Here is a 13096-nt window from a genome sequence, read left to right on the forward strand (position 1 = left end):
GCCGGAATGATCAAAGGAATTGAAGGGAAGCGGTCCACTGGATTTCGGATTCCGTGGAAATAGACCGGCTCCTGAGAGGAATCCCACATCACATCGTCATTACGAAGCCCGTGCTTCCGCCGGTTGTCTAGCTCACTCCCTGTAACGTCGATTACGTGCGTACCGAACCAAGGCTGACCCGGCTGGACCGGATCTTCGCCAGACTGGACCGCGAACCCGAACGGCCCGTCCTCGACGTGCCCCGGATGACGCGGCACCGTGTGGTGCTCTTCGGCGCGACCCTGGCCTTCTACGCCGCGATCGTGCTCGCCGTCGCGGCCACGACCTGGCTGGTCCAGATCGACTGGCAGGCCATGCTCTTCCGGCCGTACCAGCAGTGGCCGGAGATCCACGCCTTCCTCGACTACTGGGTCGTCCTCGGCCAGCGCGGCCCGACGGCCGTGATGGTGGCGGCCTGGCTCGGCTGGCGCTCCTGGCGGCAGCGCACCCTGCGGCCCCTGCTGGCCTTCGGCACGGCCGTGCTGCTGCTGAACATCACCGTGGGCGCCGTGAAGTACGGCCTCGGCCGCTCGGGACCGCACTACGCGACCGAGGTCGGCTCCAACGAGATGTGGCACTGGTTCCAAGCCGGGAGCGACATATTTCCCTCGGGTCACACCGCGAACGCCGTGGTGACCTGGGGCATCCTCGCCTATCTGGCCTCCACGCCCTGGACCCGGCGCTGGCTGTCGGCACTGTCGGCCGTGCTGTCCCTGAGCGTCGGACTGACCACCGTGTACCTCGGCACGCACTGGCTGAGCGACGTCCTGCTGGGCTGGGTCGCGGGTCTGCTGGTGCTGCTGGCACTGCCGTGGTTCGAGCCGCTCATCTCCAGGGCCGAGGCGTTCCTGCTGGACCTGCGCGACCGCTGGGCCGGCCGCCGGACCGCCACCGTCCCGGTGCCTGTCCCGGTGCTCACCCCGCTCGCGGCCACCGAGGGCAGCGACACCGCGCCGGTGCGCGAGACCATCCCCTCCTCGGCCGCCCGCGCGCCGCGGCCCCCCGCCTACCTGGCCCCCGGCCCGCACACGACCCGCGCGGAGCGCACGCCGGTCACCCCGGCCGGCAGCCGCCGCCCACCGCACTCCGACCGCCACCCGCGCGGCGCGGGCTCCACGTCCCGCCCGCTGACCGGCGGCTGACCGGCCCCGGGACCGACCGCGGGGCGCACGGTACGCACGCACCACCCGCCCCGCACGGCGAAGGCCCCGGTTCCCTCGACGGGAACGGGGCCTTCGGCGTCGTCAGGGCGGTCCCGGGCCGGGTCAGCCCTTCCACGCGCGCGTGACACGGCCCGCGCGGACCTCGAAGTTCAGCCTGCCCTGGCGGTACTCCATGGTGACGATCGCGCCCGGCGGCAGCGAGCGGACGGTGGTCCAGCCCCGCTCGCGCGCACGCCGCTCCGCGCCGGCGGCGTCGAGGCCGACGTAGGCGTCAGGTTCGTCCTGGGGTTCGGCGGCGGGTTTCGGTATCGGTGCCATGCCGCCACGCTAGGCGCAAACCCCCGCACGGGGAAGGCGGACCCGGGGCGGGCGGCGGCGGCCACGGGGCGTGACGGTCCCCGCCCGGTCACGCTTCTGTCACAAGATCACCACACGGGTTTCGGCCGAACTCCGTCACACGGACGACGGCTTCCGTAACCCTTCCGCAGGCATTCGAACGAAATTCCCGCGTGTCGCCGGGCCTCGCGGAATTACTCGGCGGAAAGTGCCACGAGGACTGTCTGCGGACCCATTCCATTCCGATTCCGGACGGACGCGCGAGGCATCGCAAGCACGGACGAAATGCACGGCCGCGGCGGCCCTGGGCGACGAGCGAAGGGGCGAGCCAGCGATGGGGACGCAGACCGTGAGGGCCGCGGCGGAACCCGTGCACCGCAAGCGACGCGGGCGGGTACTGGTGGACTGGCTGACCACCACGGACCACAAGAAGATCGGCCATCTGTATCTGATCACGGCGTTCGTGTTCTTCCTGGTCGGCGGGGTGATGGCGCTGCTGATGCGCGCCGAGCTGGCCCGACCGGGACTCCAGCTGGTGTCCAACCAGGAGTTCAACCAGCTGTTCACCCTGCACGGCACGATCATGCTGCTGCTGTTCGCCACACCCAGCTTCGCCGGGTTCGCCAACGAGCTGATGCCGTTGCAGATCGGCGCACCCGACGTGGCGTTCCCACGGCTGAACATGCTGTCGTTCTGGCTGTTCCTGTTCGGCGGCCTGATCGTGCTGGGCTCGCTGCTGACGCCGGACGGGCCGGCCGCCTTCGGCTGGTTCGCCTACGCGCCGCTCAACAGCCTGGAGCGCTCGCCCGGCGTCGGACCCGACCTGTGGATCATGGGGCTGGCACTGGCCGGCTTCGGCACGATCCTCGGCGCGGTCAACTTCGTCGCGACGATCATCGGGATGCGCGCGCCCGGCATGACCATGTTCCGGATGCCGATCTTCACCTGGAACACGCTGTTCACGTCGGTCCTGATCCTGATGGCGTTCCCGGTGCTCGCGGCGGCGCTGCTGTGCCTGGAGTCGGACCGCCGCTTCGGCAGCCACATCTTCGACGCGGCCAACGGCGGCGCGCTGCTGTGGCAGCACCTGTTCTGGTTCTTCGGGCATCCCGAGGTGTACATCATCGCGCTGCCGTTCTTCGGCATCATCACCGAGATCATCCCGGTCTTCAGCCGCAAGCCGATCTTCGGCTACACGGCCCTGATCGGCGCCACCATGGCGATCACCGGGCTCTCGGTGGTGGTGTGGGCGCACCACATGTTCGCCACGGGCGCGGTGCTGCTGCCGTACTTCTCCTTCATGAGCTTCCTGATCGCCGTGCCGACGGGCGTGAAGTTCTTCAACTGGACCGGCACCATGCTGCAGGGCTCGCTGTCCTTCGAGACGCCGATGCTGTGGGCGGCGGGCTTCCTGGTGACGTTCCTGTTCGGCGGGCTGACCGGGGTGATCCTGGCGTCGCCGCCGATGGACTTCCATGTCACCGACTCGTACTTCGTGGTCGCGCACTTCCACTACGTCGTGTTCGGCACGGTCGTCTTCGCGATCTTCGCCGGGTTCTACTTCTGGTGGCCCAAGTTCACGGGGCGGATGCTCGACGAGCGGCTCGGCAAGATGCAGTTCTGGATGCTGTTCGTGGGCTTCCACACCACGTTCCTGGTCCAGCACTGGCTGGGCGCCGAGGGCATGCCGCGCCGGTACGCCGACTATCTGGCGGCCGACGGCTTCACCGCGCTCAACACCGTCTCCACGATCGGCGCCTTCCTGCTCGGCCTGTCTACGCTGCCGTTCCTCTACAACGTGTGGCGGACCGCGCGGTACGCGGAGAAGGTCGGGGTCGACGATCCCTGGGGCTACGGCCGCTCGCTGGAGTGGGCGACCTCCTGCCCGCCGCCGCGGCACAACTTCAGCACCCTTCCCCGGGTCCGCTCGGACTCCCCGGCGTTCGATCTGCACTACCCGCGGTACGCGGCGCAGGCGCAGCACCACCCCGTTCAAGAGCACGGCTCAGCCGGTCCCTTGCCGTCCTGATCGAGTCGGTCAGCCCGGCGGGCTCCAGCACCTCGAACTCGAGGCCCAGCATCATCACGTGCACGACCATCACGTCCAGGCTCGCGGCGCCCGTGCGCAGCAGGCAGGTGTCCCCGGTCCCGGCGGGCTCCGGCTCCAGCACCCCGGCCGTGGGCGAGACGTGCTGCGCGGCCTTCTCCAGGGGCACCAGCAGCCGCACGACCGCCTGCGAGGCGTACGCGCGCGTGGAGACGCCCCGGGAGACGTACGCGGCGAGGTCCTCGGCGGGCGGTTCGCGCGGGACGAAGCGGGGGCCGTGCGGCGGCCGGGGGCGGATGCGGTCGGCGCGGAAGGTGCGCCAGTCCTCCCGGTCGAGGTCCCAGGCGACCAGGTACCAGCGCCGCTCGGAGCACACCAGCCGGTGCGGCTCGACCATGCGGCGGGTGGGTGCGCCGCCGTGGTCCTCGTACTCGAAGCGCAGCCGTTCGGCGTCGCGGCACAGCCCGGCCAGTTCGGTCAGCAGCGTGGGGTCGACGGCCTCTGGGCCGGTGCCCCGGAGCATCGGCACGGTGAAGGCGTTGAGCGCGCCCACCCGGCGGCGCAGCCGGTGCGGCAGGACCTGTTCCAGCTTGGCCAGGGCGCGCACCGAGGACTCGCCGATGCCTTCGACGCCCTGTCCGGCGGCGGTGCGCAGGCCGACCGCGACGGCGACGGCCTCGTCGTCGTCCAGCAGCAGGGGCGGCAGTTCGGCCCCGGCGCCCAGTTGGTAGCCGCCTCCGGTGCCGGGGCTGGCGTTGACGGGGTAGCCCAGTTCGCGCAGCCGGTCCACGTCCCGGCGCACGGTGCGCGCGGTGACGCCGAGCCGGTCGGCGAGCTCCGCCCCGGACCACTCGCGGTGGGCCTGGAGGAGCGAGAGCAGGCGCAGCAGTCGGGCCGAGGTCTCCAGCATGGTGACAGTCTGGCGCAGGTCCGCTCAGGGCTCGTAGGGCAGTTGGGGCACCACGAAGCAGGTGTCGTTCATGTCTGCCTGGGTGACCCAGCCCGAGCCGTCCTTCCAGCGCGCCACGGACAGACAGGTGCGGCGGGTCGCCGGCGGCTCGGCGAGGCGCGCGAAGGTCACGGGCAGCAGCAGTCCGCCGGCGGTGTATCCCTCGCTGCGGTTCATGAAGCCGTCGACGCACGCGCGCGTGACGCCCTCCTCGGCGCAGGCCGTCGCCGCCTCGGTGAACCACCGGGCGGCGGCCCAGCCCTCCAGCTGCCACTGGGAGTGCGTCGGCAGGCCTTTGGTCGCCTCGCGGAACTCCCGTACGGGCGCGAGGGACGTGTCCTCGAAGTTGCGGCTGGAGCCGGTGGCCCACAGGGCGTTGCGGCAGCGCGGCGCGTCCTCGTAGTCCTCGGCGACGGCGGAGGTCCAGTTCTGCACGTTGGTGACCTTGGCGGTGACACGGGCGCCGACGTCGTCCATGGCCGCGCAGAGCCGGGCGTTGCCATGGCCGTCGATGGCGTCGAAGACGAGGTCGGCGCCCTGTTCCTTCAGGTCGGCCGCGACCGCGCGGAAGTTGGGCAGCGCGAAGTCGACCTGCTCGGTGACGACCTTGTAGCCCTCGGCCCTCAGGCCGCGCTCGACGAGGCGGGCGTAGGAGGCGGAGGCGGCCTGGTTGTAGGAGACGACGGCGGCGGTGCGGGCGCCGTGCTCGCGTCTGAAGTAGCGGTAGATCTCGGTGCCGCCGTACAGCCTGCCGTCCCAGCCGGGAGTGCCCGCGCGTGGCGCGAGACTGCCGTAGATCCCGTACAGGTGCGGCCAGGTGTCGTAGGCGGCGCCCACGGGCTGGCCCCCGATGTCGGGCACGCCCGCGGCGGAGACCCGGGAGGCGCCCGCGTAGTCCAGGGCGGTGGTGGCGACCAGGGCGACCACCCGGTCCTCGTCGATGAGCCGGTGCACGCACTCGTTGTTGCCGACACCGCTGCCGCCGTCGTCGCACTCGGTGACCTCCACGCGGCGGCCGTCGATGCCGCCGCGCGCGTTGAGCCGGTCGAACCAGGCCTTGGCGCCGTCGCGCGGTCCGGTGAACGCGGTGCCGCCGACGGGGCTGGTGGCGCTGGTGACGATGCCGACGCGGATCGGGGCGGCGCCGGCCGGCGGTGTCCCGCCACCGCCGCGGTCGCGGTGCTCGAAGTCGCTCTCCGGCAGCCTGCTGCCGCACGCGGCGGCGAGCAGGGTCAGCAGCGCCGCGGCGGCGGCCTCAGCAGCCCGGGATCGGCGACTGGGTCGCACTGCCGGTCCGGCTCAGCTGCACCAGCGCGCACAGGGTCTTGGCGGACACCTTCCAGGTGCCGTCCTCCTCGACGGCCGTGCCCGCGGCGCCGGGCAGCGCGGTCTGCCCCTGGAGGGTGAGGCTGTACGTCACGTTCGCGTCGGCCGGCGAGGTGAACGCGACCTCCTCCACCACCGCCTGGACCTGGCCGCCGCGTTCGTCGCCGCTGAACGCCTGGAGCACCGGGGCCATCCGCTCGCCGTTCTCCAGGACGGCCAGCTTGTCCTCGGGGGCGGTCTTCGGGTCGAAGAACTTCGCCCAGTTGGCCTTGATCTCCGCTTCGGCCGCCTGCGGGTCGGCGGGCTGCCCGGCGACGGGCTCGCTCGTCGTCGGGAGGACGCTCGGTGTCTGAACGCTCGGTACGGGAGGGCTGGTCGTGCCGCCGCCGCCCTCGTCGTCGCTGCACGCGGCGAGGGCCGGGGCGAGGAACAGGGCCAGGGCGGCCGCCAGGGCCGTCGCCCGCACGCGCCCGCGCCGTGCCGTGCCCCACCTGATGAGGTCGCTCCCGAGAACCATCTGGCTCACCGCCGGGTGTCGGTCCGGGCCGTGAGCGCCCGGTTCTTTCAGGGTCGGCTTCCACAAGGCATAGTGCAAGAAATCGGATGACTTGGATACAGCCGTGCCGCCGACACGTCGTGTGGGGGAGCCTTCGATGCCGAGTTTGGGGACACCCAGGCCGTGGACCGCGACCGCGCACCCCGTCCTGTGGGGCGGCTGGGCCGCCCTCGCGGCGGGCGCGGTGCTGTGCGTCATCGGCTGGTACGGCATCTCGGGCGAACGGTTCGCGGAACGCCAGCTGCCCTACCTCGCCTCCTGCACGATCCCGGGGGCCGCCCTGATCGTCGCGGGCGCGGTCCTGCTGGCCCACGGCCGGGACGCGCTCGCCGCCGCGCGCGTGGCGGAGCTGTACGCGCTGCTGACGGCCGAGGAGAACGACGAGGACGGGGAGCGGGCGGGGGCCGTCGCGGGCCCGGTGGCGGTGTCGGACAGTCTGGTGACGGTGCCGGGCGGCACGCTGTTCCACCGCGCGGACTGCCCGCTGGTGGCGGGCCGGGCGGAGGCCGTGCCGGTGGACACGGCCCTGCTCGCGGACGGTGGGCTGGGTCCCTGCCCGATCTGCGAACCCGCCCCCGCGGAGACCTGATGTCCTCCCTGACCTGGGACCTCACCCTGGCTGGCCTGTCGGTGGGCACCGCGGCCGCGCTCACCGGGATCGGGCTGATCGCGACGTACCGGGCGACGGGCGTGCTGAACCTCGCCCACGGGGCGATCGCTGTGGTCTGCGCGTACGTGCTGCGGAACTGCGTGGTTGAGTGGGGCTGGCCGCTGTGGCTCGGGGCGGTGGTGACGCTGCTGGTGGTGGCGCCGGGCATCGGGGTCGTGCTGGAGCGTTTCGTGTTCCGGCCGCTGTCGGTGCTCGGCGGCGACCCGGCGCAGACCCTGGTGGCGTCGATCGGCGTGTTCGTGCTGCTGGTGGGCGGCTCGGCGCTGCTGTGGGGCCAGGGTGCGCGGGACGACGCCCCGGAGCTGGTGTCGGCGGATCCCTGGGGCCGGCTCGCGGTGGTGCTGCTGCTCGCGGCGGGCCTCGGCGCGCTGATCCGCTGGACCCGGTTCGGCCGGGAGCTGCGGGCGGTGGTGGACGACCGCCCGCTCGCCGTGCTGGGGGGCGTCGACGCGGACCGGGTGGCGGCTGCGGGCTGGGCGTTCGGCGCGTTCACGGCCGGTCTGACGGGCGTCCTGCTGGCGCCGTACGTGCGTCTCGACCCGTACGGGATGCCGCTGCTGGTGATGGAGGTGGTGGCGGTCGCGGTGGCCGCGCGGATGCGCAGTCTGCCGGTGGCGGTCGTGGTGGCGCTCGGCATCGGGGTGGCGCAGAGCCAGCTGACGCGGCTGCATCCCGAGGGCTGGGGCGAGCCGCTGCTCCAGGCGGTGGGCGCGAACCTGTTCGTACTCGCGCTGCTGGTGGCCGCGCTGGTGCTGCCGGGCGTGGGCACCCGCGACGCGCTGCCGCGCCCGGCGAGGCCCCGGGCTGCGACCCCGCCCGGCGCCTGGCCGGTGGTGCTGGTCCTCTTCCTGCTGCCCCTGGGCTTCGCGGGCTCCGACCTGCACACCGCGGTGCAGGTCCCGGCGCTGGCGGTGGTGCTGCTGTCGCTGGTGGTGGTGACGGGCCGGGGCGGCCAGATCTCCCTGGGCCAGGCGGCCTACGCCGGTCTGGGCGCCCTGTTCACCGCGCTGCTCGCGGCCGGGCGCTTCCCCGGGCTGCCGCAGCTGCCCGAGCCCGCCGCCCTGGCGGTGGCCGTGCTCCTGGTCGCCCCGCTCGGCCTGCTGACCGGCTGGCCCGCGATCGGCCGCCGCGGTCTCGCGCTGGCCCTGGCGACCTTCGCGGTGGGCGTCGCGGTGAGCCGGTTCGTCTTCGCCCAGCCGTACGCGACGCACGGCCTGTCGCTGGACCGCCCGGCCGGTTTCGACGGGGACCGGGCGTACTACGTCCTGGAGCTGGTGCTGCTCGCGGCGGCGCTGGGGGCGGTGCACGTCCTGCGCCGGGGCCGCACCGGCCGGGCCCTGGCGGCCATGCGCGACCACGAGGCGGGCGCGTCGGCGGCGGGCGTGGCGGTGCCGTCCCTGAAACTGCTGGCGTTCGTGGCGGGCGCCGCCCTGGCCGCGCTCGGCGGCGCCCTGCTCGGGATGGGCCTGCGCGCCTTCGACCCCGCCGCCTACGACCCCGTGCGCAGCCTGCTCTGGTTCGCCGCGGTCGTCGTCCTCGGCGCCGACAGCACGCTCGGCGCCCTGGCCGCCGCGGCCCTTCTGGTCGGCCTGGACGCGGGCGCCCGGGGCGGTGTGGCCGCGGCCCTGATCGGCGTCATGGCGGCTCTGGTGGGCCGCTTCCCGTCGGGCCCCTACGAGGCGCTGCGCTCGGCCGCGGCACGGCTGCGGCCCGGGCGCCGGACCCGGCTGACCCCGGCGGGGCAGCGGGTCCGGGCGCGCCTGCGCGGGAGCCCGCCCGCCCGCGGACTCCCGCCCGCCCGGCCGGCGGCGCCCGCCCCGCGGGCCCCCGTCCGCCGCCGCGCCCCCGGCGCACCCCTGCTGACCGCCCGCGGCCTTCATGTGCGCTACGGCGGCTTCGCCGCGCTCAGCGGTGTCGGCCTGGAGGTGCGCACCGGCCGGGTCACGGCGGTGGTGGGCCCCAACGGCGCGGGCAAGAGCACCCTGTTCGACTGTCTCGCGGGAACCGTGCGCCCCGCGCGCGGCAGGGTGCTGCTCGACGGGCGGGACATCACCGCGCTCCCCGCGCACGCGCGCAGCCGCCTGGGCGTCGCCCGCTCCTTCCAGCGGCTCGCGGTGTTCCCCTCGCTCACCGTGGCCGAGAACGTCCGGGTGGGCGCCGAACAGGGCCGCGGCGGCACGGGCGCGACGGAACGGGCGCTGGCCCTCTTCGGGCTCGACGCGGTGCGCGACCGGCCGGCCGCCGGCCTCCCCACGGGCACGCTGCGCCGGGTGGAACTCGCCCGTGCGCTCGCCACGGGTCCGCGCGTGCTCCTCCTCGACGAACCGGCGGCCGGTCTGGACACCGCGGAGGTCGCCGCCATGGCCGAGGTGCTCGCCGCCCTGGCCGCCGACGGCACCGCACTGCTCGTCGTCGAGCACGACCTCGACCTGGTGGCGGACCTGGCCGACGTGGTGCATGTGATGGCGGCGGGCCGGATCGTCGCCGACGGCCCGCCCGGCAGCGTCCTGCACGCGCGCGAGGTGGGCGCATGACGATGTCCCTGCGCCACGCGCGCGTGCGCTACGGCCCCCTGGAGGCCCTGCACGGCGTGACCCTGGCCGCCCCCTCCCCCGGCCTGACCGTGCTGCTGGGCCGCAACGGCTCGGGCCGGACGACGGTGCTGCGGGCGCTGGCCGGGACCGTGCCGCTGGCGGGCGGGGCGGTCGTCTGGGACGGCGCGGACGTGACCCGGACGCCCGCGCACCGCAGGGCCCGCGCCGGCCTGTGCCTGGTGCCCGAACGCCGGGCCGTCTTCGGCTCCCTGACGGTCCGGGAGAACCTGGAGCTCACCGCCCCGGACCACAGGCCCGCCCTGACGGCCTATCCGCCGCTCGCCCCGCTCCTGGACCGGCCCGCGGGCACCCTGTCCGGCGGGGAGCAGCGGATGCTGGCCCTGGCCCGCGCGCTGCTCGCCCACGCGCGCGTGGTGCTGGTGGACGAGCCCGCCCAGGGCATGTCGCCCGGGGTCGCGGCCCGCACCTACGCACTGCTGGCGGGGCTGGACGCGTGCGTGGTGATCGCCGAACAGCGGCTGCCGGCCGCCCTGCACGGCACCGGGGCGTTCGTCTACGAACTGCGGCGGGGCGCGGTCGTGTTCGCCGGGGAGGCGGCGGAGTGGCGGGGCGGGGCGGCGGGCCGGGCCGGGGGGTGACCCGGCCCGGCGGCCGGGGACGCCCGGGGGAGGTGGCCTGCCGGTCCCCTACCGGGCCGACGAGCCCTTCGGGATGACCAGCAGCATGCCGATCCGCAGCAGGTCCGGATGGCTTCCGAGAACCTTGGTGTTGGCCGTGTAGAGCCCGCGCCAGCCGCCCTTGACGCCGTACTTGCGGGCGAGCGCGAAGAGGGTGTCGCCGGACCTGACGGTGTGCATCCGGCCGGAGAGCCCGTACTTGCGGGAGCACGCGGGCCAGGCCTGCCAGCCCTGCCACGCGAGCACCTCGCGGGCCACGGCGATCTGCTGGGCCCGGGTGGCGAGGTCGGCGCGGCGGGCGTACTTGAGGCCGCCGTACGCCTCCCAGGTGGGCTGCCAGAACTGGAGCCCCCCGTAGTAGCCGTTGCCGGTGTTGATGTGCCAGCGGCCGCTGCTCTCGCACTCGGCGATGCAGCCCCAGGGCCACTCGTCGTCCGCGCAGGCGTAGGGCGCGCGGGCGACGGCGGTGTCCGGCGGGCGGGACAGCGGCGCGGCCTCGGCGGCGGCCGGGGTGAGGACGGCGAACAGGGCGAGGGCGGCGAGCACGACGGAGCGCGGGTGCGGCATCGGGCCACGCTAAGCAGCGGGGCGCGCCAGGCCGTCCGAGCCGCGCCAGGGACGGGCGGGGCCCCACCCGGTCGGCGGACCGGGCGGGGCCTCGTGGACGGGGGCCGCGGGTGGGGCCTGGGGGCCGGTCCGCGGCGGCTCAGACGTCGAGGCGCAGGCCGGGCAGGATCAGATCGGGGTCGGCTCCGATGACGGCCTTGTTGGCGGCGTACAGCGTCCGCCAGTCGGTGCCGTGCCGGGCGGCGACGGAGCTCAGCGTGTCACCGCGGCGGACCGTGTAGTCCCCGCGGGAGGCGGACCGGTCGGTGTGGTTCACGGTGCGCGCGGGCGCCTCTGCGGGGGCGGGGTCCGCCTCCGGGGTGCTCGGGGTGCCGGAAGTGCCCTGGCCCGACGAGGAGGCCGCCGGAGCCGCGGGGGCGTCGCCGTACGCCCCGGCCCGCGCCGAACAGGTCGGCCAGGCGCCCCAGCCCTGGCCCTGCTGGACCCGGGTGGCCACGGCGATCTGCTGCTCACGGCTCGCGCCGTCCGCGGTCGGGGCGTAGGCGGAGCCGCCGTAGGCGTTCCAGGTGCCGGCGGAGAACTGGAGTCCGCCGTAGTAGCCGTTCCCGGTGTTGATGTGCCAGTCGCCGCCGCTCTCGCACTGGGCGATGCGGTCCCACACTCCGCCGTCCGCCGCCTGCGCCTCGCCGGTCACGGCCAGCAGCTCGAGGGGGGCCAGCAGGGCCGCCCCGGCGAGAGCCGCCGTCGTGCGCGTCGTGCGTGTCGTACGGGAGGAGGTGGGGCGGTTGGTATCGGCACATTCGGACATGGGCATCCCTCTCTACGGACCCGGGGTCCCCCGGAGCGGGGCACGCTTCCGCGCGTCGGCGCGTTCCGCGTGTCCCACCCGTCCGCCACGGGGGGTCGTACTGCCCGTTCTCCGCATCCGGTGCGGGGAACTCGGTACTCGCTGTTCGGTATTTGCCTGATGCTGATCGGCGGACGTACCCGAGCGGTGCTCGTTGCACACGGCCGATGAATGTACGGAGCGTGGCGAGTCCACATCAACCAACTTCTTGTCATTCCAGGCCAGTTGGCCGTTACCGGCGGTATCACCGCAGGGCGACCGTCCACTTCGTCGCTGGATTTCATGACTTGTCGACCAGGTAACGACCCGGTCACGTGACGATCTGTGACTCAGCTCACCGCTTCAAGTTCCTTCGCCTTTCACTTACTTGACTATGAGTGGCCGATTCCGTGCGCATTGTGACCCTGCGCGTCGGATGGTTCGATTCCGTTCGCCGAGCAGCGTGACCACCGCCACAACTCCCCCGTTGTCTTCTTCATGAGGCCGCCCGGCCTCGCCCGACCCCGCATCCCCAGGGAGCCACCCGTGCCGCGCATGCTCGACCTCAGTGACGAGGTACGCGCCGAGATCGGCGACGAAGAAGCAGACCGGCTGCTCGCCGGAGTCAACGCCCCCGGCAGCTACGACTGCACGTCCTGCCGCACCCCGGGCGACTCGGACCAGGAGCCCACCAGCACCGTCCTGTTCGTCGGGGACGAGACCGCGGTCCTGGCCTTCGCCCACGCGGGCTGTCTGCCCTCGCAGGTCGTCCAGGTCACCGAGGAGCAGCTGCGCGGGGCCGTGCGCTCGATCAGCGGTGACACCGTCGACCTGGAGCCCGACAAGGTCGTTCCCGAGCAGGCCGTCCTGGGTGTGACCAGCGGACTCATGCTGATCGCCGGGGAGTTGCACCCCGCCCTGGTCGTCGAGCCGACCGGCCCGGTCGTGCGGCCCGGCTCCGACGCCCTGGGCGACGACTTCCTGCCGCTGCTCATCGAGCAGGGCTTCATGCCGGTCACCGAGCTGTCCTCGGTGCCGCCGGTGCAGCACGGGTGGTCGGTGCTGCTGGCCATGGGGCAGCTGCACGCGGTGCTCCAGCCCGGCCCGAACGGCGGCCAGCCGGTGGCCTGGTGGCAGGCGCACCAGCCGCTGCAGGTGACGGAGGGCTGGCGGGCCGCCGCGAACAAGCACCAGCAGGTGCTGATGTTCGCCGCGCCGGTGGGGTCCATCGGACGGCAGCCCCGCGAGGACCTGCTGCGCGACGCGCTCGACAAGGCCGCGGCCAACGGAAAGCTGGTCGGGGCCGTGCTGCCGCTGGCGGGGACGTGAGTCCCGCCTGCTGAGTCGGGGCCGCGGGGCCCGTGCGGCCGCTCGCGCCCGCGCGG

General features: G+C 73.9%; 11 protein-coding genes and 1 pseudogene. 6 read left to right on the forward strand and 6 right to left on the reverse strand.

Features of this window, described 5'->3' with window-relative positions; genetic code table 11:
- Window positions 1-155: 155 nt before the first annotated feature.
- A complete protein-coding gene (locus ACFYR0_RS13835; RefSeq protein ID WP_389326153.1) occupies window positions 156-1181 on the forward strand; it encodes a phosphatase PAP2 family protein in 1026 nt (341 codons plus the stop codon).
- A 123-nt stretch (window positions 1182-1304) separates the two neighbouring features.
- Here the strand turns inward: ACFYR0_RS13835 and ACFYR0_RS13840 are convergent, their stop codons facing one another.
- The gene (locus ACFYR0_RS13840) at window positions 1305-1520 is read right to left on the reverse strand and encodes an I78 family peptidase inhibitor (protein WP_356695314.1); all 216 of its coding nucleotides are present in this window, start codon (window positions 1518-1520) and stop codon (window positions 1305-1307) included.
- A gap of 352 nt (window positions 1521-1872) precedes the next feature.
- Here ACFYR0_RS13840 and ctaD point away from each other — a divergent pair.
- A pseudogene (gene ctaD, locus ACFYR0_RS13845) lies at window positions 1873-3555 on the forward strand (cytochrome c oxidase subunit I); the annotation flags it as partial.
- Here the strand turns inward: ctaD and ACFYR0_RS13850 are convergent.
- From ACFYR0_RS13850 to ACFYR0_RS13860, 3 genes are read right to left on the reverse strand one after another with little or no spacing between them, the layout of a single operon-like run.
- Window positions 3443-4495 (reverse strand): helix-turn-helix transcriptional regulator, encoded by a 1053-nt coding sequence (locus ACFYR0_RS13850; RefSeq protein WP_389326156.1) that lies wholly within the window; start codon window positions 4493-4495, stop codon window positions 3443-3445. The pseudogene ctaD and the gene ACFYR0_RS13850 sit on opposite strands and share 113 nt — an antisense overlap.
- A gap of 24 nt (window positions 4496-4519) precedes the next feature.
- Entirely contained in the window at window positions 4520-5821 is a 1302-nt protein-coding gene (locus ACFYR0_RS13855) for an ABC transporter substrate-binding protein (protein WP_389326159.1), read from the reverse strand.
- Window positions 5790-6377 (reverse strand): hypothetical protein, encoded by a 588-nt coding sequence (locus ACFYR0_RS13860; protein WP_389326162.1) that lies wholly within the window; start codon window positions 6375-6377, stop codon window positions 5790-5792. Before ACFYR0_RS13860 ends, ACFYR0_RS13855 begins: the two co-directional genes overlap by 32 nt.
- 136 nt (window positions 6378-6513) lie before the next feature.
- Here ACFYR0_RS13860 and ACFYR0_RS13865 point away from each other — a divergent pair, with 136 nt between their 5' ends.
- Genes ACFYR0_RS13865 through ACFYR0_RS13875 form a run of 3 tightly spaced genes read left to right on the forward strand, consistent with a single transcriptional unit; the run spans window position 6514 to window position 10279 of the window.
- Complete coding sequence (locus ACFYR0_RS13865; protein WP_389326165.1) at window positions 6514-7005, forward strand: hypothetical protein; 492 nt, start codon at window positions 6514-6516, stop codon at window positions 7003-7005.
- The gene (locus ACFYR0_RS13870; RefSeq protein WP_389326168.1) at window positions 7005-9620 is read left to right on the forward strand and encodes an ATP-binding cassette domain-containing protein; all 2616 of its coding nucleotides are present in this window, start codon (window positions 7005-7007) and stop codon (window positions 9618-9620) included. Before ACFYR0_RS13865 ends, ACFYR0_RS13870 begins: the two co-directional genes overlap by 1 nt.
- Complete coding sequence (locus ACFYR0_RS13875; RefSeq protein ID WP_389326170.1) at window positions 9617-10279, forward strand: ATP-binding cassette domain-containing protein; 663 nt, start codon at window positions 9617-9619, stop codon at window positions 10277-10279. Before ACFYR0_RS13870 ends, ACFYR0_RS13875 begins: the two co-directional genes overlap by 4 nt.
- Before the next feature lie 48 nt (window positions 10280-10327).
- Here ACFYR0_RS13875 and ACFYR0_RS13880 read toward each other — a convergent pair whose 3' ends face one another.
- Both ACFYR0_RS13880 and ACFYR0_RS13885 read right to left on the reverse strand, forming a co-directional pair.
- Window positions 10328-10885: a transglycosylase family protein gene (locus tag ACFYR0_RS13880; RefSeq protein ID WP_389326173.1), complete on the reverse strand. Its 558-nt coding sequence runs from the start codon at window positions 10883-10885 to the stop codon at window positions 10328-10330.
- A 139-nt stretch (window positions 10886-11024) separates the two neighbouring features.
- On the reverse strand, window positions 11025-11693 hold the full coding sequence (locus tag ACFYR0_RS13885) for a transglycosylase family protein (protein ID WP_389326176.1): 669 nt from the start codon (window positions 11691-11693) through the stop codon (window positions 11025-11027).
- 564 nt (window positions 11694-12257) lie between these two features.
- Between ACFYR0_RS13885 and ACFYR0_RS13890 the strand changes: the two genes are divergently transcribed.
- Entirely contained in the window at window positions 12258-13040 is a 783-nt protein-coding gene (locus tag ACFYR0_RS13890; RefSeq protein WP_386376959.1) for a hypothetical protein, read from the forward strand.
- Window positions 13041-13096 lie beyond the last annotated feature (56 nt).

Source organism: Streptomyces sp. NPDC005017 (genome assembly GCF_042873115.1).
GTDB lineage: Bacteria > Actinomycetota > Actinomycetes > Streptomycetales > Streptomycetaceae > Streptomyces.